Consider the following 26,443-nt stretch of genomic DNA (forward strand, 5'->3'; position numbering starts at 1 on the left):
TCACACGAGAGACGGGACGATTTCGTGCGGCCACACCGGTTTCGAGAACAGGTAGCCCTGGCCGTACGGGCAGCCCATCTCGGCCAGTTCGGCGCGTTGGCCCTCGTCCTCGATGCCCTCGGCGACGACGGCCAGGTCGAGGTTGCGGGCCAGCGTGACGATCGCGTCGACCAGGGCACGCTGCTGGTCGCTGCCGAGGATCTCGTCGATGAACGACTTGTCGACCTTGAGGACGTCGACCGGCATCTGCCGCAGGTAGCTCAGCGACGAGTAGCCGGTGCCGAAGTCGTCGATCGCGATGCGTACGCCCAGTGCCCGCAGCTCGTCGAGGTCGTGGCGCACCTGGTCGACGTCGCGCAGCAGCAGGCTCTCGGTGATCTCCAGCAGCAGCCACGCGGGTTGCGCGCCGCTGTCGGCCAGCGCCGAGCGCACCTGGTCGACGAAGCCGGCCGTACGGAACTGGCGTGCGGAGACGTTCACGCTGACGTAGCGCAACGTCGTGCCGGGGTCGTCGGTGCGCATGCGGGTGAACTCGGCCAGCGCCGTCCGCAGCACCCACCGGCCGATCTCGACGATCGCGCCGCTCTCCTCGGCGACCTCGATGAAGTGGTAGGGCCCGAGCAGCCCGCGCACCGGGTGCTGCCAGCGCACCAGCGCCTCCACGCCGACGTACGCGGCCGATTCAAGCTCGACGATCGGCTGGTACATGACCGCGAACTGTTCGCCGTCGATCGCCTCGTGCAGCGCCGTGCGGGTCTCGAGGCGTTGCACCATGCGGTTCCCGAGGTCGCTGCGGTAGCGCTGCCAGGTGCCCTTCTGCTCGCCCTTGGCGTGGTAGAGGGCCAGGTCGGCCTGGCGCAGCAGTTCGGTGGCCGAGCCGGCCTCGCGGTTGGTGGCCAGCCCGACGCTGGACGCGCCGCTGACGATGTGGGTGCCGCCGATGCCGTCGTCGACCTCGATCGGTACGGCGAGGGCCGCGATGATGCGTCCGGCGAGTTCCTCGGCCCGGGTGGCGTCGCGGCCGGGTTCGACCAGCACCGCGTATTCGTCGCCGCCCATCCGCGCGGCCGTGTCGCCGACGCCGATGGCGGCCGAGATCCGCGCGCCGACCAGCACCAGAAGCTGGTCGCCGACGGCGTGCCCGAGGGTGTCGTTGACCTCTTTGAAGTCGTCGAGGTCGATGAAGAGCACGGCGAGGGTGGAGTCGTCGCGGCCGGCGAGCGTGAACGCCTGCTCGAGCCGGTTGCGGAACAGCACGCGGTTGGCCAGCCCGGTCAGCCCGTCGTGGAAGGCCAGGTGCGACAGGTCCCGTTCCAGGCCCCGGCGCTCGGTCACGTCCCTGATGGTCAACACCAGGCCGCGTACGGTGGGATCGTCGCGAAGGTCGCGGCCGGTGCACTCGACCTGCAGCAGCCGGTCGTCGGCGCGCAGCACGGCCAGGTCGGTCGCCTCGGTCTCGTGCCCGGCGCGGATCGCCTTCAGGGTCTCGCGCAGCGCGGTGTGGTGGCTGAGCGCGATCAGCGACCCGAGCGGTGTCCCGGCCAGGTCGGCGTGCCCGAGCACGGTGTCGGCTGACGGGCTGGCGTACGTGATGAGGTCGTCGCCGTCGACGATCAGGATGACGTCGGACGCGTTCTGGATGAGGGTGCGGAAGTAGGCCTCGCTGTCGCGCCGGTTGACCTCGCTGGTCAGCCCGATGCGCTGCATGACGACCTCGAACTTTCCGAGGAACACCTCGATCGAGGGTGCCATCTCGCGCAGCACCGCGGCCGGACCGGCGAGCAGACCGGCGCCGACCCGGCCGTCCGGCAGCGGCATGGTGGCGTACAGGAAATGCTGGAAGTCGCCCGTGGGCAGGCCCGCCGGGACCTCGTCCGCGCGCAGGTGTCGCAGGCCCGGCGTGTGCGGCCGGTCGGCTTCGCCGCTGAGGACGAGCTTGTACGGGGCCGGCATCAGGGTGGCGATCCCGTCGCGCACGGCCCGCCCGGCCTCCTCCTCGGTGGTCGCCGCGAACAGGGCGGCGCCGGCGTCACGGACCGCCCGTTCCCGGGCCCGGGCCTGGCGCTGGGCGGTCGCGAGACCGTTGACCCGGGCCAGCACCAGCAGGAACATCAGGGCCGCGGCGGCCGCGATGACCGGCGCGTCGACGACGCTGCCGCCGTTCATCCACTCGAGGTAGAGCACGGCCGGGGCGATGAGGGCGGCGACGGCCAGCCAGAGCAGGCGGCCCGCGCCCACGTCGAGGGTCGTGTTCTGCGGCAGCGGCTCGGTCAGCGTCCGCATCGACGGATGCATCGCGGCCCAGGCCATGATCGCGTAGAAGACCACCCAGCCGGAGTCGACCGCGCCGCCCGGCGTCCAGTCGCTGTTGAGCCGCGACAGTCCGTAGATGATGTCGCTGAACAGCAGGCCGAGGATCGCGACCGTGATCGCGGTCAGCGCGCGCGGGCGTTTGCCGGGGATGGTCAGCAGGCGCAGCGTCATCGCGAGGGCGAGGACGTCGCCGAACGGATAACCGACCGAGCCGATCTTCTCGAGGACCGTGAGCTCGTGCGAGCGGGTGAACGGCGCGATCCAGTAGATCCAGGAGAGCATGCCCAGGGCGACCGTGGGCACGAGGGCGTCGAGCAGCGCGGCCCGGTTGCTGCCCCCACTGCGGGATCGTACGAAGATCAGGAAGGCGCCGGTGAGGAGCGGGTAGACCAGCAGGTAGAGCAGGTCGATGACGCTGGGGAAGGCCGGCTCGACGCCCCGCGAGGCGATGGCGTTGTAGTAGGTGTCGCCGGTCGTGAACGAGACGAGCGCGGCCGAGATCAGATACCACGGCAGACGGCGGCTCGGGCGGTAGAGGTGTACGCCGACCAGCACCATCGCGGCGCACGAGTACCCGATCAGGGCCCACGTGAACAGCAGATCGCCGGCGAGGTAGTAGTACGAGGTCAGCGCGACGATCCAGAGACCGAAGACGCCACGCAGGACCAGCGACGCCATCGCAACACCTCCGCCCTCGCCCGGCCCCCGGGTGTTAGTTCGGGTGTTGCGCCCGAGGACTGAGCGAATGGCCGGATCTACCGCCATTCAGGTGCGGCAATTGTCACCGTACGATCTGTATCAGCCGATTCTTCGATCGCGAGCGCGACCAGGTGGTCGTGCGCCCCGTCGGCCAGGGGATAGGGCGGCGGGCCTTCCCCGCGCACCCACGCCGCCATCTGCCGCAGCAGGGTCGCGATGGCGATCTCCTCGTCGTTCCAGCGCCGGCCCGGGAACGGGTTGCGGAACAGCACCTGGTCGCCGAGCGTGATCGTGTCGGTGTCGAAGTCGTCAAGATCGAGGTCATAACCCGTCTGACGTCGTACGAGGGGCGAGCGCACGATCGTGCGGGGCTCGGTCAGTCGCACCACCTCGTCGTCGCGCAGCTCGCCGTGCGTGCCCCGCACGACGATGCGCCGGAACCGCAGCTGGTTGTGCCACTGGTTGTCGGTGAAGTCGTAGAGCCCCGACCGCCCGTCGCCGAAGTCGAGCGTGGCGATCGTCGTGGTGGCCGGTTTCGGCGCCGGGTCGTCGGTCCAGCCGTCGCGGGTCAGCGGGTCGACCAGCGGCGCCGTCGTCCGCGAGGCCCGCACGGTCACCGCCCCGCGCCCCAGCCCGAGGAAGCCCCGGATCAGCGACACCGCGTGATACATGTGCGTCGACGACACCTGTACCTGCGTCGGTTCGCCGATGACCCCCGACCGCACCGCCGCCAGCCGTGCCGCGTGCGCCGGGACCAGCAGGTATTGCTCGGCCACCTGCACCAGACCCGTGTCCCCGGTGCGCCGCCACAGCTCCAGCAGCCCGTCACGCCCGGGCGCCGGCGGCGTCTCGGCCAGCACCGGGATGCGCCGCTCGACCGCCTCGGTGATCACGGCCGGGTTCGCGTCCCACGGCACGGCCGTCACCAGGAAATCGGGGTGCAGCCCGTCGAGCGAGGTGAACGTCGGCACCGGCAGGTCGCGCGGCGTGCGCACCACCGCGCCCACACACTCGAGCTCGGGCAGCCCCGCCGCCAGCCGCCAGAACATCTCGGCCCGCCACCCGGACCCCACCACCGCGAACGACGTCATGGGGCACACAGTAGATCGCGGATTAGTCCGGTATCGACCGGGGAACCGGTCAGTCCGTGACACCGGATCCCTCGACGCGCTGGAAGGCGCTCACGGTCGCCCTGGTGGCGGGCTTCATGACGCTGCTCGACGTGAGCATCGTCAACGTCGCGCTGCCCTCCATCCGCGACGAACTGAACCTGAGCTCGGCCGAACTGCAATGGGTGCTCTCCGGCTACGCCCTCACCTTCGGCCTGCTGCTCGTCCCGGCCGGCCGCTTCGGCGACGCCCGCGGCCGGCGGGACGTCTTCGTGGCCGGGCTGATCCTGTTCACGCTGGCCAGTGCGGCGGCCGGGCTGGCCCAGTCGGCGCTGTGGCTGATCGTGGCCCGCCTCGTGCAGGGCGCGGCCGCCGGCGTCGTCAACCCGCAGATCTCCGGCCTGATCCAGCAGATGTTCGAACCTCGCGAGCGCGGCCGCGCGTTCGGCCTGCTCGGCACGACCATCGGCATCTCCACGGCGGTCGGACCGCTGCTGGGCGGACTGCTGATCGCCGGGTTCGGCCCGGCCGAGGGGTGGCGCTGGATCTTCTACCTGAACATCCCGATCGGCGCGGTGGCCGTGTGGCTGGGACACCGCTGGATCCCGGCCGGAACCAAGGGTCGTACGGAAAGTCTTGACCCCGTCGGCGTAGGACTGCTCGGCGTCGGTGTGGTGCTCGTGCTGCTGCCGCTGGTGCAGGAGCGCGAATGGCACACCCCGGCCAAGTGGCTGCTCGTGCTGGCCGGGGCCGTCGTCCTGACGCTGTTCGTGGTCTGGGAACGCCGTTACAGCCGCACGCGGACCGCGCTGGTCGACCTGTCGCTGTTCAAGGTGCGGTCGTACTCGCTGGGCGCGCTGATCGGCCTGCTGTACTTCGCCGGCTTCACCACGATCTTCTTCATCTACACGCTGTACCTGCAGTCCGGGCTCGGCTACAGCGCCCTCGCCGCCGGTCTCGCGATCACGCCGTTCGCGCTGGGCTCGGCGGCCGGCGCGGCCGTGGGCGGGCGTTTCGTGCACCGATTCGGTCGTCAGCTCGTCGTGCTCGGTCTGGTGCTCGTGATCGTCGGCCTGGTCGGTACGGATCTCGCCCTCGACGCCGTGCAGGGGCACAGCGGCGGATGGGCGGCCGCGTTCCCGCTGCTGGTGGCCGGGATCGGCAGCGGTCTCGTGATCAGCCCGAACCAGGCGCTGACCCTGTCGGAGGTGCCCGTGGTGCGAGCGGGCAGTGCCGGGGCGGTGCTGCAGACGGGTCAGCGGATCGGCACCGCGGTGGGGATCGCGGCGGTCGGCTCGCTGTTCTTCAATCGCCTCGCCGGCAGCGACAACGACTGGGGCAGCGCGTTCCGGGGATCGCTGTGGCTGACCATCGGGTTCGTGGTGATCGCCCTAGGCGCGGGCGTGACCGACGTCATCTCGGCCCGGCGGACGCCCGTCGCCGCCGGCTAACGCGTGTCGGACAGCCGCGGTCGTACGGTCGACGTCTCCGGTGGCCAGCACGTCGAGCAGGGCACCCCGGAGGACAGCCAGGACGGCGGTGCGATGGGCGAGGCCGGTGGGGGAGTCGCGCTCCTCGGCCGGCTGAGCCTTCGCGAGTACGTCGAGCCAGTCGGCCACGGTCTCGGCGGCGAACCCGGCCCAGGGCCCCGCGGTGGTGCCGAGCGAGCGCGCGTACGCCTCGACCCAGAACCGCAGCAGCGAGGCGTTCTCGTCGCGGGCGAGCCAGTCCCAGACGGCCAGCCCCGCGGCATCGGCTCCCCGCGGGAGGCGCTGGTCGAGTGCCGCGAGCTCGTCGGCGCGCGCTCGGGCCAGCAGCGCGCGGATCAGACCGTCCTTGCTGCCGAACAGGTAGAGCAGGACCCTCGGGCTCGAGCCGACGGCGGCCGCGATCGGCCTGAGCGACATGTCGGAGATGCCGTTGTCGCGCACGTAGGCGTACGCCTTCTCCAGAAGCTCTTCTCGCCGTCCCCGGGCCATGCGGGCTAGTATTCCTTACTGAAACGATCGTTTCACCAGCGGGAGGTGGCAGGGTGATCCGCGAGATCGGAGAACCGGGAGATCTCGGGTGGGTGGTGTTCGCGCACGGCGAGCTCTACCCGGCCGAGTACGGGTGGAACACCACGCTCGAGAAGATGGTCGCCCGGATCATGGCCGACTTCGGGGCCGGGTACGACCCCGCGCGCGAGGCGGGCTGGATCGCCGAACTGGACGGCCGCCGGGTGGGGTCGGTCCTCTGCGTCGACGGTGGTGACGGTGTGGCCGTGCTGCGCGTGCTGCTCGTGCATCCCGACGCCCGCGGGCACGGGGTCGGCGGGCAGCTCGTCGACACGTGCGTGCAGTTCGCCCGTAAGGCCGGCTATTCGCGGATGCGTCTCTGGACCACCGGAAATCTCGCCCCGGCCCGGGGGCTCTATCTGTCGCGCGGGTTCCAGCTCGTCGCCGAGACGCCCTACTCGGAGTTCGGGCCTGAACTTCTCGGGCAGACCTATTCGATCCCGTTGTGAGGAAACGGTCATCGGCGCACCCGAAAGCTCAGGTGCAGCACCCGGTTGCCCGGCATCACGTCAGGATCCTCCAGCAGGTGCTGCGCGTCGACCGACCCGAAGAAGCGCTTGCCCGAACCGAGCACGACGGGTACGACATCCATGCGCACCTCGTCGACCAGGCCCGCGGCCAGCACCTGCCCACCGACGTCGCCGGCCGCGACCTCGACGATGCGGTCACCCGCCAGCTCCCGCGCCTTGGCCACCGCTGCCTCGACGCCGTCGACGAAGTAGAACGGCGCCTCGGGGTCCCAGCCCTCGGGCGCCGGCCGGTGTGTCACGACGACCACGTGGTCTACCCCGGCCGGAGGCTTCCCGTCCCAGCCGTCGGTCAGATCGAAGACGTGCCGCCCGGCGATCGTCACCCCGATCCGGTCCCAGTACGCCCGGGTGTAGTCGTAGGAGGTCTGCGACACCTTCAGCACGCCGCTGTCGTCCAACGGGATGTCACCGCCGGTCAACCAGTCGAACAACGGTCCGGGCTGGTCGTTCTCGTCCGCGACGAAGCCGTCCACCGACACCGAGCCGTACATGACCACCTTGCCCACCGGGCTCTCCTCTGCTTTCGGGAGCCCTCAAATTAGCGTGCCGTGAGCCGTCGTTCTTGTAAGAAATCAATCGGCCGGCAGCGGCCAGCCGTCGAACATGTGACCCGGATGTTCGCGCATGAACCGCCGTCGGACCTCGATGTAGCGGGTCGGCGTGAACCCGGTGAACTCCCGGAACTCGTGGCCGAAATGAGCCTGGTCGAAGTAGCCCGCGCCGCCGGCGATCTCGCCCCAGTCGATCGGCCCGGCGGGGTCGATCGCGAACACGGCGGCGGTGAAACGCCAGGTGCGGGCCAGCCGCTTCGGCGTGACGCCGACCAGCTCCTTGAACCGCTGCGCCAGATGAGTGCTGCTGACACCGGCCGCCACCCGCAGGTCACCGATCGCCACCGCCCCGCCGGTCGCCGCGAGCACCCCGCTCGTGTGGCGGACCAGCCCCAGGCCGTCGGTCTCGTGCAGCCGCCGCATCAGCTCGTCCTCGAACAGCGTCAGCATCTCGTGCGGCCCGGCCGCCGTGGCCATCCGGTCCCGCAGCTCGGCGACCGAGGCCCGGCCCCAGACCTGCTCGATCGTCACCGGCCGGTCGCACAGCTCAACCGCTGGCATCGGCAGGAACGGCGCCAGCCCCCACGGCTTGACGTGCGCGCCGACGGACCGGGTCCGGGGTGGGTAGCCGAACTCCAGCGCGCGGGCCGGCGTGGTGACCACGCAGCCGTCGGCGTACTCGGCCATCTCGATGTCGGTGCCGCCGCGGATGCGGAACGCGGGCCCGAGGTTGACGATGAGCAGCGCCGCCGGCATCGGTGGCAGCGTCAGCCGGGTGTAGGGCGGCGTCCCGTCGAGGTAGTAGAGGTCGTCGATCAGCCCGTCCAGCGGCGGCCGCGGGACTCTGGACACGTATTCCACACCGCACAGCATCGCCGACGGCACGACCAGCGCGCAGGGTGCGGGGTGACCCATTTCCTGGCGTCACCTTCCACCAGGAGGTCCCAGCGTAAGCGCGCCTAACCGGCCAGAGCGTCAACCAATCGCTTGGCGGAACTGGCAAGATTCCACCGCTCCGCGAGAACCAGAAACTCCTCCGGGTTCCTGGGCGACCGCGGAATCGCAGCATCGAACGGCGGCAGCTCGACGTCCAGCGCGACCTTGCAGACCGGCAGTGCCTTGGCCAGGTATTCGCGCGCGTCGTCGAGCTTGGTCCTCACGCCGGGGGCGAACCCGGCCTGCGGGTCGTCCAGCGCCGCCAGGATGTCGTCGATGCCGCCGTAGCGGGTGACGAGCCGCGCGGCTGTCTTCTCGCCCACGCCGGCCACACCGGGCAGCCCGTCGCTGGCATCGCCTCGCATGGCCGCGAAGTCGGCGTAGAACTTCGCCGGAACCCCGTACTTCGTCTCGACCAGAGCGTTGTCCGCGTCTTCCAGTTTGGCCACGCCCCGGCCGCAATAGAGCAGGCGGGTCTTCCGGTCGTCGTCGACCAGTTGGAACAGGTCGCGGTCGCCCGACACCACTTCGACCGGCGCCGGCTGGGTCGCCGCCAGGGTTCCCAGTACGTCGTCCGCCTCGTAGCCCTCGACGCCGAAGGCCGGGATCCCCACCGCCGCGAGCACCTCGAGCAGGATCGGGACCTGCTTCTCCAGCGACGCCGGCACCTCTTCGACGTCGCCGTGGGCCACGCGGTGTTTCTTGTACGACGGGACCAGCGCCACCCGCCACGCCGGGCGCCAGCTCGCGTCGAGCGCGCAGACGATCCGGTCCGGATGTCTCGTGCGGATGAGCTGGGCGAGCATGTCCATGAAGCCGCGGATGGCGTTCACCGGTTCCCCGGCGCTCGTGCGTGCGGCCTTCTCGGGGATGCCGTGGAAGGCGCGGAAGTAGAGGCTCGGGGCGTCGACGGCGAGCAAGGGCTGTGCGGTCACTGTGACACACTACCGACCGCCTGTTCCCCCGCCTCCCTAACGTTCGTTAAGCTGACCGGGTGACAGTTGATCGGTTGCTGCCCACCGCCGAGGCCTACGACCTGCTCGATCTGACCCGTGAGCTGTGCACCCGCGAGCTCGCCGGGAAGGTCGACGACTTCGAGGCCCGTGGCGAGTTCCCCCGCGAGGTGCTGCGTACCCTGGGCCGCTCCGGCCTGCTGGGGCTGCCCTACCCCGAGGAGGTCGGCGGCGCCGCCCAGCCCGCCGAGGTCTATCTGCAGGTGATCGAGGTCCTGGCCGGCACCTGGCTGGCGGTCGCCGAGGCGGTCAGCGTGCACACCCTGTCGTGCTACCCGGTCTATGCCCACGGCAGCGAGAGCCAGCGCAAGCTGCTGCCCGACATGCTCGGCGGCGAACTGCTCGGCGCCTACTGCCTCTCCGAGCCCCAGGGCGGCAGCGACGCGGCCTCGCTGACCACCAAGGCCTCGCGCGACGGCGACGACTGGGTCGTGTCCGGCACCAAAGCCTGGATCACGCACGCCCGCGACGCCGATTTCTACAACGTCTTCTGCCGTACGGGTGGTCCCGGCGCCCGGGGCATCTCGCTGCTGCTCGCCGACGCGGGCACCCCGGGGCTGCTGCCTCAGCAGGCCGAGAAGCTGATGGGCCTGCGGTCGTCGGCCCCGGCCCAGATCGTGTTCGAGGACTGCCGCATCCCGTCCGACCGGCTCGTGGGGGAGGAGGGCGCCGGGTTCGCGATCGCGATGGAGGCGCTCAACTCGGGGCGGCTCGGCATCGCGGCCTGTGCCGTCGGGCTCGCGCAGGCCGCGCTCGACTACGCGGTGTCGTACGCGAAGGAACGTGAGCAGTTCGGGCGGCCGATCGCCGACTTCCAGGGCATCGGGTTCATACTGGCCGACATGGCCACCCAGATCTCGGCCGCGCGGGCGTTGCTGCTGTCGGCGGCCCGGCTCAAGGACGCGGGACGGCCGTTCGCGATCGAGGCGGCCAAGGCCAAGCTGTTCGCGACCGACGTGGCCATGAAAGTCACGACCGACGCGGTGCAGGTGCTCGGTGGCGCCGGCTACGTCAGCGACCACCCGGCCGAGCGCTGGTTCCGTGAGGCCAAGGTGCTGCAGATCGTCGAGGGCACCAACCAGATCCAGCGAGTCGTGATCAGCCGGGCCCTCGTCAAGCCGGCGGTGTGATCCCGATCCCGGCCAGGGGTGGCGCCACGCCCGGTGGGGAAGGCTGGAGCCAGCCCCGGTGATCGACGCCGGGGCCCGGTCCCGAGGGGGAGCAACATGGTCAACGTCGAGGGCGTGACGGTCACGACGGTCGGCAGCCAGGTCGAGGCCGACATCATCGTCGGTCTGCTGCGCAGCGGCGGGCTGCGGGCGATCGCCATCGCCGACGACGCCGGCGGGCAGGACCCGGCGCTGCAACTCGAAGGCGTCCGGGTCATGGTCAACCCGGAGGACGAGGCCGACGCCCGCGCCCTTCTCGCGGACACTCAATAGCCGGGGGCCGTTCGGTAGGGTGTCGCCCGTGGAAGAGATCGATCGGGCGATCGTGGGCGCCCTCACCGCGGACGGCCGCCTGTCCTACACCGATCTCGCGGAGCGGGTGGGCCTGAGCGTCTCGGCCGTCCACCAGCGGGTTCGCCGGCTGGAACAGCGCGGGGTGATCGCCGGCTACACGGCCAAGGTCTCGTACGAGGCCCTGGAACTGCCGTTGACGGCGTTCGTGGCGATCCGGCCGTTCGACCCGTCGCAGCCCGACGACGCGCCCGAACGGCTGGCCCACCTCTCCGAGATCGACTCCTGCTACTCGGTGGCCGGGGAGGACTTCTACATGCTGCTCGTGCGGGTCGGCAGCCCCGCCGACCTCGAGCGGCTGCTGCAGGAGATCCGTACGGCCGCGAACGTCACCACGCGGACGACGGTGGTGCTGTCGACGCCGTACGAGAACCGGCCGCCGCGCATAGCTGCCGAACTAGCCTCCTAGGACGCCTCGGCGGGTGCATTGTGGCGCTCGTGACGTGAACATCCCGGCCGGCGGCGGCCCGCAATAGCTTTGGCCGCATGACTGATCCACTCGCCGATTCGTCGGCCGCCGCGTTCGCCGACGGCATCGAACTGCTGGCGGCCGCGGTTCCCGGCGCCTTCCAGACCCGCGGCCCGCAGGGCACGCTGCTCGCGCTGACCCACGCGGCGGTGCCGGCCCTGAACCCGATCCTGAGCCCGGCCTCTGCACCGCCCGCGGCCGAGATCGCCGACCTGGCCGCCGTAGCCGCTGACAAGGCTGACGGCGCGCCGTGGAGCATCCGCTTACGCGGCGACGCGCCCGCCGCGGTGCTCGGCACGGCGGCCTCGTACGGGCTGAACACCGCCGCACGGCAGCCGTTCATGCTGCTGTCGCTGAGCCCGCGAGAGGCCGCGGCGGGCATTTCGGTACGCCGGCTCGCGCCGAGCGAGTACAAGTTGTTCTCCGAAGTGCTCAGCGCCGGCTTCGGCGTGCCGCCCGCGATCATCGAGGCGATCTATTCGGCCCAGGTCTTCGGACTGGCCGAGATCACCGCCGTGGTGGCCGAGGACGCGCAGGGCCGCCCGGTCGCGACCGGCATCTCGGTGCTGACCGGCGGGCACCTGGCGATCGGCAACCTGGCCTCGCTGCCCGGCGAGCGCGGTCAGGGTTATGCCCGCGCGGTGCTCGACCGGCTGCTCGGCAACGGCTACGACGCGGGCGCGCACACGTCCTATCTGCACGCGGAGGACGCTACCGAGCCGTTCTTCGCCGCCGCCGGTTTCACGACGGCCGAGCACTGGACGATGCTGGCCTGACCGATCAGCTTCTTGTGGCGCGGGCGCATTCGGTGACGTACGGAAGCTTGAATTCGGTGCGGCCCACGAGCTCGGGGTGCGTCGCCATCAGCCGGCGCACCTCCCCGAGCAGGGCGGCCCGCTCGTCCGGCGGCAGCAGGATCACCGCGCTGCGCGAGGCCACCATGTCGACGAGCCGTTCCGGCCCGATCACCTCGGTCCACTCGAACCGCGCCGTCTCGACCGTCCCGAACGGCGCCCCGAGGACGGTGCCCCGGTCCTGCTCCGGGCGGCCGATGATCTCGCCGAGCCGCCGCACCCACCCGGACCGCTCGTCGCGCACGTTCCACAGCAGCCCGAGCCGCCCGCCGGGGGAGAGGACCCGCGCGACCTCCGGCACCGCCCGCGCCGGTTCGACCCAGTGCCAGGCCTGCGCCACCAGCACCACATCGGCCGACCCGTCGGGCAACGGGATGTCCTCGGCGCTGCCCTTGAGGGCCGGGACCCCCGGAACCGAACTACGCAGTTGGTCGAGCATCTGCGCCGACGGCTCGACGGCCGTCACCTTCAGCCCGCGGTCGCGGATCTGCCGGGTGAGCTTGCCCGTGCCCGCGCCGAGGTCGACCACGGTCGGCTTGCCCGCCGGCAGCAGCCAGTCGAGTGCCGCGTCCGGATAGGACGGTCGTCCGCGCTCGTAGATCTCAGCGGCGGGCCCGAACGAGTTCGCGTGCGCGGCACGATCATTCACATCACGATCTTATCCAGCCCGTCGCGGGGGAAGAGCACCTCGGGCTTCCACCGCGGGGGCGGCTGATCGTGCAGCAGCCAGTACTGCTCGGCGATCCGGTCCGGGTCGGTGGCCGTGCCCGGCACTACGGCGCCGGCCACGGTCACGGTGGTGATGCGGACCCCGGACGGCCCGTACTGCTCGTCGAGCAGGAACGTCAACGCGCGGACCCCGGCCTTGCCCAGTGACAGCGACACGCTGGCCGGCAACGGCTCGGGCAGGCCGCCGGTGACGATGAACGTGCCGTGACCGCGCGCCGCCATGCCCGGCAGCGCGTGCGCCGCCGCGGTGATCGCGCCGACGACGTTGACCGCCCAGGCCCGCTGGTGCTCGCGGACGGACAGTTCGCCGACCCGGTCGGCCCGGATGACGGCGGCGTTGTAGACCAGGACGTCGGCCGGGCCGAACCTGCGCGCCGCCGTGTCGAGCGCGGCCCGCAGCGCCGGATCGTCGCTGCTGTCCGCGGCCAGCCCGAGCGCGGACCCGCCACCCGCCGTGACCTCGTCGGCGACCGCCTGCGCCTTCGCGCCGTCGCGGGCCACGAGCGCCACCGGCAGCCCTTCCCGGGCGAAACGCAGGCCGACCGACCGGCCGATGCCCGGCCCGGCCCCGATGACGACCGCCCCCGCCATCTCCGCCCCCTTCCGCGCCACCGCCCGCGATTCTTCCTAGGATGCCTTAAAGGGTGGCATTTGCTGCCGTGTTGATAGTCGGTAGTGCTCACTGGTGGGCAGTAGGGACGGTGTCAATGGAAAGAATGGGCAGCGGCCACCGCTATCTCGTAGGCAATTTTGCTGTGATGCCACATGCCAGATTACTAGGCAGACGACGACATGTCTCTTGACTAGTTGGCACACGGTACGGGAGACTGCTGTCGTTCCGATGAAGGGCGCGTAAAGAGGAGGGACCGTGAGCGATAGTGTGCGTTGCGGTGTCACCTCTGCGGTCTCGGTGCCGGGCTGTGATTTCGACGCTTTGCACAAGGCCGCGTTGGAGAATCGTCCGTCCAAGACGTGCTCGGCATGCCGTGAGCCTGGCCGCGCTCGCGGCGAAGTTCGATACTGCCGGGAGTGGCCCGGTGGCAGCACGTGGAGCCGACCGGAAGACCCGCGCATGCGGGCAGGTGGCTGTGAAGCGTGAACCCGGCACGACACCAGTCGGTCAGACCGGGACCGTCCCGCCGCAAGGCAGGACTACCGACTATGTGCTCACCAAAGCGCACTGATCGGTAACGGTGTGGGTTTCGGCAAGGCGTGAAAGGGCACATCTGCGGCAAGCCGATAACCACGGAGGACTGAGTTATGAGCTTCACCGACAAGGTCAAGAACGAGGCCGAGGAGCTGACCGGCAAGGCCAAGCAGGCCGTGGGGCGCGCCACCGACAACGAGCGGCTGATCGCTGAGGGGCAGGCCGAGGAGACCGAGGCCCACGCCAAGAAGGCCGGCGAGCACGTGAAGGACGCCGGCAAGGACGTCCGCGACGCGTTCAGCTAGATCGCATAGCGAAAAGGGCCCCCGCGGGGGCCCTTTTCCGTGTCAGCCGGCGGCTTCCTGCTTGCGCCACCAGTCCTGGCCGGACTGCGGCAGCGTGTCGATCGGGTCGTAGTAGGCGTGCAGCTTGGACAGCGCCTCCTCGTCGTGCTGCTCGATCGACGTGCGGTAGTTCTTCGTCCAGTACGAGATGCCGTGCTCACGGTCGTACTCGGAGATCATGTGCACCCAGCGCTTGCCGACGAACGGCACGTCGCAGACGATGCGCGGGGTCGCGTAGCCGGGCAGGTAACCCATCATGTCGTGCTGCAGCTGCTGGGCGTGCCACACCGGAACCCGCCAGTGCTCGGCGTTCGGGATCATGTCGCACATGTAGAAGTAGTACGGCAGGATCCCGGCCTCGCCCTGCAGCCCGAAGCACAGGTCGAGCAGGTCGGCCGTGGTCGCGTTGACGCCGCGCATGAGCACGCCCTGGTTGCGGACGTCGCGCACGCCCACCTCGAGCAGCGTCTGCGCCGCCTTGGCGACCAGCGGGGTCAGCGAGTTCACGTGGTTGACGTGGGTGTGGACGGCCAGGTTGACGCCGCGGCGCTGCGCCGTGATCGCGACCCGGTGCAGGCCTTCGACGACGTCGTCCTGCAGCCAGTGCTGGGGCAGGCCCATCAGCGCCTTGGTCGCGAGCCGGATGTCGCGCACGGTCGGCACCGAGAGCAGACCCATCAGGTAGGCCTCGAGCTGCTTCCACGGCACGTTGGCCACGTCGCCGCCGCTGACGACCACATCCCGTACGCCGGGGTGGGCCTTCAGGTAGGCGAGGTGCGCGTCGTACCTGTCCACGGGCTTGAGCGAGAGCTTGAGCTTGTCCACGGTCGGCGTCGAGTTGCCGACGAGGTCCATGCGGGTGCAGTGGCCGCAGTATTGCGGGCAGGTCGACAGCAGCTCGGCCAGCACCTTGGTGGGGTAGCGGTGGGTGAGGCCCTCGGCGACCCACATGTCGTGTTCGTGCAGCGAGTCGCGGGTGGCGTGCGGGTGTGACGGCCAGTCGAGGTGACGGTCGGTGGCCACCGGCAGCATGTAGCGGCGGATCGGGTCGGCGTAGAACGCGTCGGTGTCCGGGACCGCGTCGGGGACCATCGTGTTGAGCATCTGCGGCGGGATCAGCATCGACATCGTGGCCAGGCGTTGCTGGTCGGTCTCGAGGTCGGTGTAGAACCGTTCGTCGAGCAGGTCGCCCATGACCTTGCGGAGCTGCTTGACGTTCTTGACGCAGTTGACCCGTTGCCATTGCGCGGACTGCCATTGCGCGGCCGTGACGTCACGCCAGCCGGGGAACCTGGTCCAGTCGGGCTCGACCAAGGGACGGCGGCGATATTCGTACGGTTGTCCGGCGGGCTGAGTCAACGGAGCCTCCCTGATCACCTTTGACGGGCCCGTCCCACGCTACTGGAGGATTTCCGGTCTGGTAAACCGTTGGCCGGAGGATTTACGGTATGGATACACAAGCGGATATCAGATTTACTGGTGAGGGTGGGGTTGATGACGTCTTCTGTCGGTCTTGACCGGGTTCTGGAGCCGGCCGGGGTGCTTCCGCAGGCGGCTTGGCGCCTCGATCCCGACCCCCAGATCAAGGACGACGAGATCCGCGTACGGGTCGAGCGCCTGAATCTTGACGCGGCGAGCTTCCGTCAGCTGGCGGAGAAGCACGCCGGCGACGGCTCCGCGGTCCGCGCCGAAGTCGTGGAGATCATCGAGACGCGGGGCAAGATGCACAATCCCGTGACCGGGTCGGGTGGCATGCTGATCGGCGTGGTCGAGGAGGTCGGGCCGCGTTCGCCGCTTCCGGTGAAGAAGGGCGACCGCGTCGCGACCCTGGTCTCGCTGACCCTGACCCCGCTGCGGATCACCGACGGGCTCGCGCGCTGGGACGGCCTGAGCGAGCAGGTGCCGGCCGAGGGCACCGCGATCCTGTTCGGCCGCTCGATTGTCGGCGTGCTGCCCGACGACCTTCCCCCGTCGCTGGCGCTCGCGGTCTACGACGTCTGTGGTGCCCCGGCGCTGACCGACCGAATCGTCCGACAGTACGAGTCGCCGACCGTCGCGGTTCTGGGCGGCGCGGGCAAGAGCGGATCGCTCGCTCTGGCTGCGGCGCGCCTGGCCGGGGCCCGTACGGTGGGAATTGTCCGAAACGAGGACGAAGCGGCGACCTTGCGGGAAGCCGGGGTGGCCGACGTCGTGGCGATCGCCGACGCGCGCAACCCTCTCGAAGTGGCCGCCGCCGTCGGTGAACCGGCGACGATCACGGTGGTCTGCGTGGACGTTCCCGGCTGCGAACACGGGGCGATCCTGGCCACAGCGCCGGGCGGGACGGTCGTCTTCTTCTCGATGGCGACCAGCTTCCCGGCCGCCGCGCTGGGCGCCGAAGGCCTGGCCGCGGACGTGACGATGCTCATCGGCAACGGCTACGTGCCAGGTCACGCCGCGTTCGCCGTCGATCTGCTGCGCCGCGTCCCGGCTGTGCGGGCTCTCTTCGAGGCGCGGATCGCGGGACACTGACGCGCATGAGCGAACTCCCCTCGGTCCTCTACACCAACGGCCGCTTCTACTCCGCCGCTGACCCGCGGGCCACCGCCATGCTGGTCCGCGACGGCCGGATCGTCTGGCTGGGCGCCGACGCCGACGCCCCGTCCGCCGGCACCACCGTCGACCTCGAGGACGGCCTGGTCACCCCGGCGTTCGTCGACGCGCACGTGCACGCCACCGACACCGGCCTGGCCATCGACGGCCTCGAACTGTCACACGTGCGAAGTAAGGTCGAGCTGCTCGACGCGGTGGCGGCGTTCGCGCGCACCCGCCCGGTCGACGGGGTCGTGCACGGGCACGGCTGGGACGAGTCGTTCTGGCCCGACCAGAGCCTGCCGTCGGCCGCCGAGCTCGACCGGGCCGCCGAGGGCCGCCGGGTCTACCTGTCCCAGGCGTCGGTCCACTCCGCTCTCGCGTCGACGGCGATCCTGGCCGCGGCCGGTCTCGACGACCGTTCCGGCCTGGTCAAGGAAGACGACCACCACGCCGTACGGGCTGTCGCGCTCGGCTCGATCCCGCCCGGGCAGCGCACCGCGGCGCAGCGGGCCGCCCTCGCGAGAGCCGCGTCGCTGGGCATCGCCGCCGTGCACGAGTGCGGCGGCCCCGGCACGTCCAGCGAGGACGATTTCCGCTCCGTGCTGGCGCTGAGCGGGCAGGGGCTGCCGCAGGTGTTCGGCTACTGGGGCGAGCTGGGCGGCGCGCTCAAGGCCCGCGAGCTGGGCGCGGTCGGCGCGGCCGGTGACCTGTACGCCGACGGTGCCCTCGGTTCCCGCACCGCGTCGGTGCGCGAGCCGTTCCTGGACGGGCACGGCGGCCACGGGGAGGCGTTCGTGACCGCCGAGCAGGCCGCCGAACACCTGCTCGACTGCGTCACCGTCGGCGTCCAGGGCGGTTTCCACGCCATCGGCGACGCGGCGATCGAGACCGTCCTCGAGGGGTTCGCGCTGGCCGCGAAGACGGTCGGGGTCGACGCGGTCCGGGCGGGCGGGCACCGGGTCGAACACGTCGAACTGATCGACAAGGCGATGATCGCGCGGATGGTCGAGTTCGGGGTGACCGCGTCGGTCCAGCCGGTCTTCGACGCGCTGTGGGGCGGCCCCGACCGCATGTACGCGCAGCGCCTCGGCGCCGAACGGTCGATGGCGTCGAACCCGATCGGCGCGATGCACGCCACCGGCGTGCCGCTCGCGTTCGGGTCCGACTCGCCGGTCACGACCCTCGACCCGTGGGCGGTGGTCGTGGCCGCGGCCGCCCCGCGCAACCCGGTGTTCCGGATGAGTGTGCGGGCGGCGTTCGCGGCGGCGAGCCGGGGCGGTTGGCGGGCCGCCGGGGTCGACGACGCGGGCGTGCTCGCCCCCGGCAAGTCGGCCACCTTCGCCGTCTGGGACACCCCGGGCGGCGTACGGGAGGGGTTGCCCTCCCTGCTGCCTGACTTCGAGGGTGCGGCCCCGGCCCGCCCGGTATGCCGTCGCACGACCGTGCACGGCGAAACGATCTACGAGGCCTAGGAGCAAGGTTTGTCGTCCAAGCTTGATCTGGACCCGCTGGTGGTCCGCGCCGCGCGCCGGCTCGCCGCGAAGGCGGGACGTCCGGTCGTCGACCTGGCCCGCTCGCACACCACCGTGTCGGTGGAACGGGCGGTGCTGCGCCTGGCCGGGGTGCACGGGGCCGACCAGGACGGCATCCCCTGGGTGAACCGCCTCGTCGACGCCGTGCGCGCCGACGTCGGGCTGGGCCACGGCATCGCGACCCCGGTGTTCCACGCCATGCGGAGCACCGGGATCGACGACATCACGGTCCTCGCGCAGAAGGCCGCCACCGGAGCGCTGCGATTCGACGTACCGGAGAAGAAAGCCGACGTCACCGCGGCCCGCCGGGCAGCCAGGAAAGCGACCGGGGCCGGCCTGAAGATCGTCGACCGGCGGCGCGCCGAACGGGACCGGCTGATCAAACGATGGGGCGACCCGGAACAGCGGCCGTGGATCTACCTGATCGTCGCGACCGGCGACATCTACGAGGACATCCCGCAGGCCCAGGCAGCCGCCCGGGCCGGCGCCGACGTGATCGCGGTGATCCGCTCGACCGGGCAGTCCCTGCTCGACTACGTGCCCGAGGGCGCGACCCGCGAGGGCTTCGCCGGCACGTACGCCACCCAGGAGAACTTCCGGCTGATGCGGGCGGCCCTGGACGAGACGTCCAAGGAGCTGGGGCGCTACGTCAGGCTGACGAACTATGCGTCGGGGCTGTGCATGCCGGAGATCGCCGCGCTGGCCGGCATGGAACGGCTCGACATGATGCTCAACGACAGCATGTACGGCATCCTGTTCCGCGACATCAACCCGATCCGCACGTTCGTCGACCAGCGGTTCAGCCGCCAGGTCCACGCCCGCGCCGGAATCATCATCAACACCGGCGAGGACAACTACCTCACCACGGCCGACGCCGTCGAAGCCGCCCACACGGTCACGGTGTCGCAGCTGCTCAACGAATACTTCGCCCACGAAGCCGGCCTTGAGAACTGGCAGCTCGGGCTCGGGCACGCCTTCGAGATCAACCCGGAACTGCCCGAGTCGTTCCGGCTCGAACTGGCCCACGCCCTGCTCGCCCGCGAACTGTTCCCCGACGCGCCCCTGAAGTGGATGCCGCCGACGAAACACATGACCGGCGACGTGTTCCGCGGCAATCTGCTCGACGGGTTCTTCAACCTCGTCGGGGCGCTGACCGGGCAGGGCATCCTGCTGGTCGGCATGATGACCGAGGCCGTCGTCACCCCGTGGCTGTCCGACCGCGACATCGCCCTGCAGAACGTCCGCTACGTGCTGACCGGCGCCGGCAATCTCCACGAGGATTTCGTCCCCGCGCCGGGCGGCTTCATCCAGCAGCGGGCCTCTCTGGTTCTGGCCGAGGCGATCGAGCTCCTCGAGAAGATCGTCGACGACTCCTTGCTCACCGCGATCGCCGAGGGCACGTTCGGGATCATGAAGCGCCCGGCCGACCGCGGAAAAGGCCTGGACGGCGTCGCTCGTCATGAGGACGGCTACTACAACCCCGTCACGGAGGCCCTCGAATCATGAGCATCGTTCGCCCGTACGGGGACACGACCGGGGACGGCATGGTGCAGCTCTCGTTCACCCTGCCCATCCCGCACGACAAACGGGCCGAAGGAGCCGCCGTCCAGCTCGCCAACAAGATGGGCATGGACCCGGCGCTGCTCGTGCACGCCAAACCGATGGGGGACGGGTTCACGTTCTTCGTCGTCTACGGCAGGGTCAGCCACCTCGTCGACACCGAGAAAGTGCAGGTCGTCGAACGCGACTTCCCGCTGCTCAGCGCCAAAGAGGTGAACGCGACCATCAAGCGGCGGCTCCGGCGGCGGCTCAACGTGGTCGGCGCCTGCATCGGCACTGACGCGCACACCGTCGGGATCGACGCGATCCTCAACCTCAAGGGGATCGCGGGGGAGAAGGGCCTCGAGTACTACAGCGAGCTGTCGGTGACCAACATGGGCGCCCAGGTGTCGGTGCCCGACCTGGTCGAGACGGCCCGTGAACGCAAGGCCGACGCGGTACTCGTGTCGCAGGTCGTCACCCAGCGTGACGCGCATCTGCAGAACACCCGCGCGATGACGGCCGCGTTCCGCGAGGCGTTGCCGGCCGGCAAACGGCCCCTGCTGATCGTCGGCGGTCCTCGCTTCGACGAGCTCATGGCCGGTGAGCTCGGCGTCGACCGGATCTTCGGCCGCGGCACGACCCCGCGCGAAGTCGCCTCCTACCTCGTCCACGCCCTCGTCGGGAGCTCCTCATGATCACCGTGACGCATCGCCGCTACGTGCCCTACTCGCACGCGCACTACGCCGGGAACCTGGTCGACGGGGCGTACTCGCTCGGCCTTTTCGGCGACGTGGCGACCGAGGTGTGCATCCAGCTCGACGGCGACGAGGGGCTGTTCGCCTCGTACGACGACGTGCAGTTCAAGGCGCCCGTGCAGGCCGGCGACGTCCTCGAGGTCGTCGCGACCGTCGTGCACATGGGCACCCGCAGCCGCAAGATCGCGTTCGAGTCGCGGGTCGTGTGCCGGGGCACGAGCGGGTCGGCCGCGACCGTTCTGGACGAGCCGATCGTCGCGGTGACCGCGACGGGCACGGTCGTCGTACCGCCGAAATCTTGAACACAGCCGTCTGCGTCGATGTCGGGTCGACGTACACGAAGGCCGCCCTCATCGACGTCGGTGACGGGCGGCTGATCCGGCGGGCCGAGGTGCCGACGACCACCGGCGGTGACGTGCTGACCGGCCTCGATCAGGCGGTCGAAGCGGTCGGCGGCGGCGATCGGCTGTACGTGTGCTCGTCGGCCGGCGGTGGGCTGCGGCTGGCTGTCGTCGGCTACGAGGAACTGGTCACCGCGGAGGCCGGGCACCGGGTCGGGCTGTCGGCCGGCGCGCGCGTCGTGCACGTGGCGGCCGGTCCGCTCGACGGGCGGGCGGTGACCGCGCTGCGCGAATCGCGTCCGGATGTGATCCTGCTGGTCGGCGGCACCGACGGCGGCGACGGCGAGGTGCTGCTGCACAACGCCGGTCGCCTGGCCACCTCCCGGCTGCGTGTCCCGGTCGTCGTGGCGGGCAACGCCGACGTACGCGACGAGGCCGCGGCCCGGTTGACCGGACGTGACGTGCCGGTGACCGTCACGGGCAACGTGCTGCCGCGCATCGGCGTGCTCGATCCGGGGCCGGCGCGCGCCGCCATCCGCGAGGTGTTCCTGCGGCACGTCATCGGCGGCAAACGCCTGTCGAAAGGCCCCCGGTTCGCGTCGCTGGTGCGCGCGGCCACGCCCGACGCCGTGCTCGCCGGGGTCGAACTGCTGGCCGACGTGACCGGAGCGGGTGTGCTGGTCGTGGACGTGGGCGGGGCCACCACCGACGTCTACTCGGCGCTGATCCCGGACGCCGAGAGCGAATGGGGGCCGCGCCGCGACGTGGCCGGAACCCTGTGGCGGTCCCGGACCGTCGAGGGCGACCTGGGCGTCGCAGTGGGCGCCGACGGGACCCGCGCGGCGGCCGTGGCCGAGAAGTTGGCACTGCGGGAATCCGGACACCTCGCGGGTGACCGTGAGTTAGCCGCCGCCGCGGCCACGATCGCGCTGCGGCGCCACGCGCGGGGCCACTCGACCGGTCCTGGTCAGCCCCGCACCGGCGGGCGCGATCTCCGCGACGTACGCCTGGTCGTCGGCTCGGGCGGGGTGCTGCGCCACGGCGGCGGCGCGTATGTGCTGGACGCGGTGCTGACCGACCATTCCGGGGGCTGGGCCGCGCCGGCCACGGCTCGTACGGTCGTCGATGAGCGCTACGTCCTGGCCGCCGCCGGGCTGTTGGCGATCGATCACCGCGACGCGGCCGTGACCCTGGTGAACAGCCTGTAGCCTGCACGAGGACACCGGATGACACGCCGACGAATGCGACACGCCCGAGAGCGGGGACGCCGGTTGACAGCACCGCGGGGGGCGGACGTACCGTCGTCGAATCCTGAGCACGGCGAGCGACTCTGTTCGCTTCGTTCCTTCGCCCACTGGCCGCAGTCCTCGCAGGGGTCGCGCGTTCAGCCAGGTCCAGGGGGTGGGGGTCGGCGGGGCGGCGCGGACCGGTCGTGCCGGTGGGACAACGGAAGGGACGGCGCCAGTAGACAACGCCGTGACCCGCGCAGCCGGCGCGGAGCACGTCGGTCCGAAGGCGACCGCGACATCCGTGCGGCCCACCGACCGTGCCCCGGAATCGGCTACACCCACGAGGCGCGGTCCACGGACCGCGCCTCGATCTCTGTCTCGCTCCCGCTCGAATTCCCTCCGACCGCCCCGGCCGCCGGCCCCGACCGGAATAAATCGTTCCCATATCGATGTCACCCTCGCCCGCACTGTCCGTTTCCGTCCAGAGGGCTCCAGGTAGCCTCTCGCGGGTGGAGATGACGATGCAGCCGCCCGCTGCGCCGCAGGTCACCGAGGCCGCCGGGCGACCGCGCCCGATCGGGTTCCGGGTGGCCCTGCCGCTGGCCGTGCTGGCCGGCCTTACCCTGCTGCTCGCCCTCCCGCCGTACGGTCTGTGGTGGCTCTCGCCAGTCGGTGTGGCACTGCTCGCCGCGGCGACCCACCGGCGGCGGCTGCGGGCCGGGTTCGGGCTCGGCTTCGTCGCCGGGCTGGTGCTGTTCCTGCCGCTGCTGTGGTGGACGACGTTCGCCGCCGGATGGCTGCCCTGGCTGCTGCTGTCGCTCGCCCAGGCGGCATACCTGGGCCTGCTCGGTCTTCTCAGCGCCTGGCTGTCGCCGTTGGCCGACCGGTGGCGGGCGCTGTGGCCGCTGCTGCTCGGCCTGCTCTGGACGACCCAGGAGGCGGCCCGCGACCGCGCCCCGTTCGGCGGTTTCCCGTGGGGGCGGCTCGCCTTCAGCCAGGACGACGGGCCCGCCCTGCGCCTCGCCGCGTACGGGGGTGCCCCGCTGGTCACCTTCGCCGTCGCGGCCGCCGGTGGCGCCCTGATCGCGCTCGCCTGGCGGGCCTGGCGGCCCGCTCCCCGGGTGCGCCGCCCGCTCGGCCCGGTGATCGGGTTCGCGCTCGTGGCCGGGGCGCTGATCGCGGGTCCGCTGCTCGTCCCGGTCGCCGCCCCCGGTTCCTCGAGCGCGACCGTCGCGATCGTGCAGGGCAACGTGCCGCGCCTCGGCCTCGACTTCAACGCCCAGCGCCGCGCCGTGCTCGACAACCACGTCAACGCCACCCAGAAACTCGCCGCCGACGTCGCCGCCGGCCGGCAGAAACAGCCCGACCTGGTCGTGTGGCCCGAGAACTCCAGCGACATCGACCCGCTGCGCAACCCCGACGCGGCCGCCGAGATCTCCCTGGCCGCCGACACGATCAAGGCCCCGATCCTGGTCGGCACCGTGCTGCGCACCGCCAAGCCGGGCGACATCGAGAACGCCGGCATCCTGTGGAACCCGGGCACCGGCCCCGACCTGGCCCAGAAATACGTCAAACGCCACCCCGTGCCGTTCGCCGAGTACATGCCGCTGCGCCCGGTCGCCCGGCTGGTCACCGACAAGGTCGACCTGGTCCGCAACATGCTCTCCGGCGACCACCCCGGCGTCGTACGCACCGGCAAGGTCACCCTCGGCGACGTCATCTGCTTCGAGGTGGCGTACGACAGTGTGGTCCGCGACACTGTCATCGGAGGGGCGCAGGTGCTCGCGGTGCAGACCAACAACGCGACCTTCAACGAGGCCGAGGCCCGTCAGCAGCTCGCCATGGTGCGGCTGCGCGCCGTCGAGCACGGCCGGGAGGCGCTGATGGTTTCCACCGTCGGGGTGTCCGGCTTCGTCGGAACCGCTGGTCAGGTCCATGAGTCGAGCGGCTTCAACGTCGGCGCGGTGATGGTGCGTGAGATGCGCGTGAGCGCTACGACTACGCTGGCGACTCGTTTGGGTCATTGGCCCGAGTTGGCGGCGGTCGCGTTGACGATCGTCGCCGTGGCCGGTGCGCTTCCGTTGCGTCGCCGCCGGCGCACCACGGACGATGCTCGCCGCGACGCCGGCGACGAACGGAATGCGGAGGCACGGTGAGCGAGGAAGGCTACCCCGGGGCGGGGCGGGTCCTGGTGGTGATCCCGACCTACAACGAGGCGGACAACATCCGCATGATCACCGAGCGGGTCCGTCGCGCGGTGCCCGCGGTCGACATCCTCGTCGCCGACGACAACTCGCCCGACGGCACCGGCGGCATCGCCGACGAGCTGGCCGCCGCCGACGACCACATCTTCGTGCTGCACCGCGCCGGCAAGGAAGGGCTCGGGGCGGCGTACAAGGCCGGTTTCGCGTGGGCCAAGAACAAGGGCTACGACGCGGTCGTCGAGATGGACGCCGACGGCTCCCACGCCCCCGAGGAGCTGTCGAAGCTGCTCGACGCGCTGGCCGACAACGACGCCGTGCTCGGCACCCGCTACATCCCCGGCGGCAGCGTGCACAACTGGCCGATCCACCGCCTGCTGCTCTCGCGCGGCGGCAACATCTACATCCGCATGGCGCTGCGCATGCCGTTCAAGGACGCGACCGGCGGCTACCGCGCCTACCGCATGCCGGTCCTCGACGAGATCAACGTCGAGACGGTCGCGTCGACGGGCTACTCGTTCCAGGTCGAGCTCGCCTGGCGCACCTACCGCTCCGGGTTCCGCATCGCCGAGGTGCCGATCACGTTCACCGAGCGCGAACACGGCGTCAGCAAGATGAGCGGCAACATTTTCAAGGAGCAGCTGCTCAGGGTCACATTGTGGGGCGTCGAAGCCCGCCGTGAGTCGCTGCGCCAGCGGTTCGGCAAGAAGGCGGCCGAGGGTTCGACCTGGCCGTGACCGGGCGATCGCGTGTCATGCTTGAGAGGTCATAGACACGGAGGAACGCATGCGTGGTCGAGGCCTGGCCCTACTGCCGCTGGGGCTGTCGTTGCTGGCGGTCGTCGAGATCGTCGTATTCATCGCCGTGGTGCACGCCATCGGCGGGGCGTGGGCCGTGCTGCTGGGCGTCGCGGCCAGCCTGACCGGCATGGCGTTGCTGCGCCGTGAGGGCATCAAGGGCTGGCGCCGCTTCCAGGCGGCCGCCGCCGAGGGCCGCCCGCCCGGCCACCAGGTGTCCAACTCGCTGGTCGGCCTGCTCGGCGCCCTGCTGCTGGCCCTGCCCGGGTTCGTCAGCTCGGCCGCGGGCCTGCTCCTGCTGCTGCCCCCGGGCCGCCAGCTGGCCCGCCACCAGATGGAGCGCTACGCCGAACGCCGCGTGGGCGGCGCCGTGGCCGGCGACCTGTTCGGCGCCCGCCACGTCCGCACCCAGTCCGGCGACCCGATCGTCGTGATCGACGAAGACCCCGCCCCGCCCGGCCCGCGCACCCCCGCCGCCGCGATCGAGGGCGAGGTCATCGAGGGCGAAGTCCTGCGCTGACCCCAGGGCACACGAAAAGGCCGCTCCCGTCGTCGGGAGCGGCCTTGTCTCGTTCTGCCGGCCGGGTCAGCGGCCTCGGCGGGTGCGGACCTCTTGGAGCCGCTCGTTGAGGATGTCCTCCAGCTCCGAGATCGAACGCCGCTCGAGGAGCATGTCCCAGTGGGTGCGCGGCGGCTTGGCCTTCTTCTGCTCCGGCTCGCTGCCGTCGACCAGTCGGGCGACGCTGCCGTCGAACTTGCACTCCCAGGTGGTAGGCACCTCGGCGTCGACGGCGAACGGCACCTCGAACTGGTGACCCTTCACGCAGAGGTATTCTCGGGTCTGCCGGGGCGCCAGCTCGGTGTTGCGGTCGGACTCGTAGCTGACTGCGCCAAGACGGCTGCCGCGCAGCATGCGTTCGCCCATGGTGGCTTCCCCTCGCTCGTGGTGCTGCTCTCGTTGGTGTAACGAAAGGGGCGGCCGCGGGATTCCTACGGTCGCCGAGACTATGTCCCGCCGTTGTGACGGCGGTGTTAACGCTACGAGCCTATCCGGCCCCGGCTCGTGCTCGTCACCGCGAACCCCCGCCGAAGTGGACCTTGGTCCATTTTACGGCCTATCAGTGTTCTTCTGCTGGTGCGAGATTAGTCACTCACGCGATAAATCCCGCATATCACCGCGCCGCCGGGCTCAACCGGGCTC

Annotated in this window: 26 protein-coding genes; 16 read left to right on the forward strand and 10 right to left on the reverse strand. The window is 70.8% G+C overall.

Features of this window, described 5'->3' with window-relative positions:
• Both EER30_RS13715 and EER30_RS13720 read right to left on the reverse strand, forming a co-directional pair.
• The gene (locus EER30_RS13715) at positions 1 to 2,991 is read right to left on the reverse strand and encodes a putative bifunctional diguanylate cyclase/phosphodiesterase (RefSeq protein WP_127500808.1); all 2,991 of its coding nucleotides are present in this window, start codon (positions 2,989 to 2,991) and stop codon (positions 1 to 3) included.
• A gap of 77 nt (positions 2,992 to 3,068) precedes the next feature.
• Entirely contained in the window at positions 3,069 to 4,103 is a 1,035-nt protein-coding gene (locus EER30_RS13720) for a Gfo/Idh/MocA family protein (protein WP_127500809.1), read from the reverse strand.
• A gap of 56 nt (positions 4,104 to 4,159) precedes the next feature.
• On the opposite strand from EER30_RS13720, the gene EER30_RS13725 reads away from it, so the two are divergent.
• Positions 4,160 to 5,572, forward strand: coding sequence for an MFS transporter (locus EER30_RS13725; protein WP_255436606.1), 1,413 nt, complete (start codon positions 4,160 to 4,162; stop codon positions 5,570 to 5,572).
• Here the strand turns inward: EER30_RS13725 and EER30_RS13730 are convergent.
• Complete coding sequence (locus tag EER30_RS13730) at positions 5,513 to 6,100, reverse strand: TetR/AcrR family transcriptional regulator (RefSeq protein WP_127500810.1); 588 nt, start codon at positions 6,098 to 6,100, stop codon at positions 5,513 to 5,515. The genes EER30_RS13725 and EER30_RS13730 overlap by 60 nt on opposite strands.
• A 53-nt stretch (positions 6,101 to 6,153) precedes the next feature.
• Between EER30_RS13730 and EER30_RS13735 the strand changes: the two genes are divergently transcribed.
• Positions 6,154 to 6,627 (forward strand): GNAT family N-acetyltransferase, encoded by a 474-nt coding sequence (locus tag EER30_RS13735; RefSeq protein ID WP_127500811.1) that lies wholly within the window; start codon positions 6,154 to 6,156, stop codon positions 6,625 to 6,627.
• Between the two features lie 8 nt (positions 6,628 to 6,635).
• On the opposite strand, the gene EER30_RS13740 is transcribed toward EER30_RS13735, so the two are convergent.
• The 3 genes from EER30_RS13740 to EER30_RS13750 all read right to left on the reverse strand — a co-directional run bounded on the left by EER30_RS13740 (position 6,636) and on the right by EER30_RS13750 (position 9,130).
• Positions 6,636 to 7,214 carry a dihydrofolate reductase family protein gene (locus tag EER30_RS13740; RefSeq protein WP_127500812.1) on the reverse strand — a complete coding sequence of 193 codons (579 nt, stop codon included), beginning with the start codon at positions 7,212 to 7,214 and terminating at the stop codon, positions 6,636 to 6,638.
• A gap of 66 nt (positions 7,215 to 7,280) precedes the next feature.
• Entirely contained in the window at positions 7,281 to 8,174 is an 894-nt protein-coding gene (locus EER30_RS13745) for a helix-turn-helix domain-containing protein (protein WP_240670005.1), read from the reverse strand.
• A 44-nt stretch (positions 8,175 to 8,218) separates the two neighbouring features.
• The gene (locus EER30_RS13750) at positions 8,219 to 9,130 is read right to left on the reverse strand and encodes a 5'-3' exonuclease (protein WP_127500813.1); all 912 of its coding nucleotides are present in this window, start codon (positions 9,128 to 9,130) and stop codon (positions 8,219 to 8,221) included.
• Positions 9,131 to 9,189: 59 nt separating this feature from the next.
• Between EER30_RS13750 and EER30_RS13755 the strand changes: the two genes are divergently transcribed.
• The 4 genes from EER30_RS13755 to EER30_RS13770 all read left to right on the forward strand — a co-directional run bounded on the left by EER30_RS13755 (position 9,190) and on the right by EER30_RS13770 (position 11,973).
• Positions 9,190 to 10,338: an acyl-CoA dehydrogenase family protein gene (locus EER30_RS13755; protein ID WP_127500814.1), complete on the forward strand. Its 1,149-nt coding sequence runs from the start codon at positions 9,190 to 9,192 to the stop codon at positions 10,336 to 10,338.
• Positions 10,339 to 10,434: 96 nt separating this feature from the next.
• The gene (locus tag EER30_RS13760) at positions 10,435 to 10,650 is read left to right on the forward strand and encodes a putative signal transducing protein (protein ID WP_127500815.1); all 216 of its coding nucleotides are present in this window, start codon (positions 10,435 to 10,437) and stop codon (positions 10,648 to 10,650) included.
• Between the two features lie 28 nt (positions 10,651 to 10,678).
• The gene (locus tag EER30_RS13765; protein ID WP_127500816.1) at positions 10,679 to 11,137 is read left to right on the forward strand and encodes an Lrp/AsnC family transcriptional regulator; all 459 of its coding nucleotides are present in this window, start codon (positions 10,679 to 10,681) and stop codon (positions 11,135 to 11,137) included.
• A gap of 77 nt (positions 11,138 to 11,214) precedes the next feature.
• Positions 11,215 to 11,973 (forward strand): GNAT family N-acetyltransferase, encoded by a 759-nt coding sequence (locus EER30_RS13770; RefSeq protein ID WP_127500817.1) that lies wholly within the window; start codon positions 11,215 to 11,217, stop codon positions 11,971 to 11,973.
• 4 nt (positions 11,974 to 11,977) lie between these two features.
• Here EER30_RS13770 and EER30_RS13775 read toward each other — a convergent pair whose 3' ends face one another.
• Together EER30_RS13775 and EER30_RS13780 are read right to left on the reverse strand one after the other, a co-directional pair.
• Entirely contained in the window at positions 11,978 to 12,700 is a 723-nt protein-coding gene (locus tag EER30_RS13775; protein WP_127500818.1) for a class I SAM-dependent methyltransferase, read from the reverse strand.
• Positions 12,697 to 13,371, reverse strand: a complete 675-nt coding sequence (locus EER30_RS13780; protein ID WP_127500819.1) for an SDR family oxidoreductase — start codon at positions 13,369 to 13,371, stop codon at positions 12,697 to 12,699. The genes EER30_RS13775 and EER30_RS13780 overlap by 4 nt, the downstream gene beginning before the upstream one ends.
• Before the next feature lie 669 nt (positions 13,372 to 14,040).
• Between EER30_RS13780 and EER30_RS13790 the strand changes: the two genes are divergently transcribed.
• Positions 14,041 to 14,232: a CsbD family protein gene (locus EER30_RS13790; protein WP_127500821.1), complete on the forward strand. Its 192-nt coding sequence runs from the start codon at positions 14,041 to 14,043 to the stop codon at positions 14,230 to 14,232.
• A 42-nt stretch (positions 14,233 to 14,274) separates the two neighbouring features.
• Here the strand turns inward: EER30_RS13790 and EER30_RS13795 are convergent, their stop codons facing one another.
• Positions 14,275 to 15,630 carry a KamA family radical SAM protein gene (locus EER30_RS13795; protein ID WP_205650229.1) on the reverse strand — a complete coding sequence of 452 codons (1,356 nt, stop codon included), beginning with the start codon at positions 15,628 to 15,630 and terminating at the stop codon, positions 14,275 to 14,277.
• A gap of 135 nt (positions 15,631 to 15,765) precedes the next feature.
• On the opposite strand from EER30_RS13795, the gene kdd reads away from it, so the two are divergent.
• The 9 genes from kdd (at position 15,766) to EER30_RS13840 (ending at position 25,762) form a co-directional block, all read left to right on the forward strand.
• Positions 15,766 to 16,782: an L-erythro-3,5-diaminohexanoate dehydrogenase gene (gene kdd / locus EER30_RS13800; RefSeq protein WP_127500823.1), complete on the forward strand. Its 1,017-nt coding sequence runs from the start codon at positions 15,766 to 15,768 to the stop codon at positions 16,780 to 16,782.
• Between the two features lie 5 nt (positions 16,783 to 16,787).
• Positions 16,788 to 18,317: an amidohydrolase gene (locus EER30_RS13805; protein ID WP_127500824.1), complete on the forward strand. Its 1,530-nt coding sequence runs from the start codon at positions 16,788 to 16,790 to the stop codon at positions 18,315 to 18,317.
• A gap of 9 nt (positions 18,318 to 18,326) precedes the next feature.
• Positions 18,327 to 19,883 (forward strand): lysine 5,6-aminomutase subunit alpha, encoded by a 1,557-nt coding sequence (kamD, locus tag EER30_RS13810; protein ID WP_127500825.1) that lies wholly within the window; start codon positions 18,327 to 18,329, stop codon positions 19,881 to 19,883.
• Positions 19,880 to 20,614, forward strand: coding sequence for a lysine 5,6-aminomutase subunit beta (kamE, locus tag EER30_RS13815; RefSeq protein ID WP_127500826.1), 735 nt, complete (start codon positions 19,880 to 19,882; stop codon positions 20,612 to 20,614). Before kamD ends, kamE begins: the two co-directional genes overlap by 4 nt.
• Positions 20,611 to 20,976: a 3-aminobutyryl-CoA ammonia lyase gene (gene kal / locus EER30_RS13820; protein ID WP_127500827.1), complete on the forward strand. Its 366-nt coding sequence runs from the start codon at positions 20,611 to 20,613 to the stop codon at positions 20,974 to 20,976. The genes kamE and kal overlap by 4 nt, the downstream gene beginning before the upstream one ends.
• Positions 20,973 to 22,223, forward strand: a complete 1,251-nt coding sequence (locus tag EER30_RS13825) for a glutamate mutase L (RefSeq protein WP_127500828.1) — start codon at positions 20,973 to 20,975, stop codon at positions 22,221 to 22,223. Before kal ends, EER30_RS13825 begins: the two co-directional genes overlap by 4 nt.
• A 536-nt stretch (positions 22,224 to 22,759) precedes the next feature.
• The gene (gene lnt / locus EER30_RS13830) at positions 22,760 to 24,400 is read left to right on the forward strand and encodes an apolipoprotein N-acyltransferase (RefSeq protein ID WP_240670039.1); all 1,641 of its coding nucleotides are present in this window, start codon (positions 22,760 to 22,762) and stop codon (positions 24,398 to 24,400) included.
• Positions 24,397 to 25,182: a polyprenol monophosphomannose synthase gene (locus tag EER30_RS13835; RefSeq protein WP_127500829.1), complete on the forward strand. Its 786-nt coding sequence runs from the start codon at positions 24,397 to 24,399 to the stop codon at positions 25,180 to 25,182. The genes lnt and EER30_RS13835 overlap by 4 nt, the downstream gene beginning before the upstream one ends.
• Positions 25,183 to 25,231: 49 nt before the next feature.
• Positions 25,232 to 25,762: an FxsA family protein gene (locus tag EER30_RS13840; protein WP_127500830.1), complete on the forward strand. Its 531-nt coding sequence runs from the start codon at positions 25,232 to 25,234 to the stop codon at positions 25,760 to 25,762.
• A 66-nt stretch (positions 25,763 to 25,828) separates the two neighbouring features.
• Here EER30_RS13840 and EER30_RS13845 read toward each other — a convergent pair whose 3' ends face one another.
• Positions 25,829 to 26,167, reverse strand: coding sequence for an RNA polymerase-binding protein RbpA (locus EER30_RS13845; RefSeq protein WP_020517072.1), 339 nt, complete (start codon positions 26,165 to 26,167; stop codon positions 25,829 to 25,831).
• Positions 26,168 to 26,443: the final 276 nt, after the last annotated feature.

The sequence above is a fragment of the Actinoplanes solisilvae genome, assembly GCF_003999975.1.
GTDB classification, from domain to species: Bacteria; Actinomycetota; Actinomycetes; order Mycobacteriales; family Micromonosporaceae; genus Actinoplanes; species Actinoplanes solisilvae.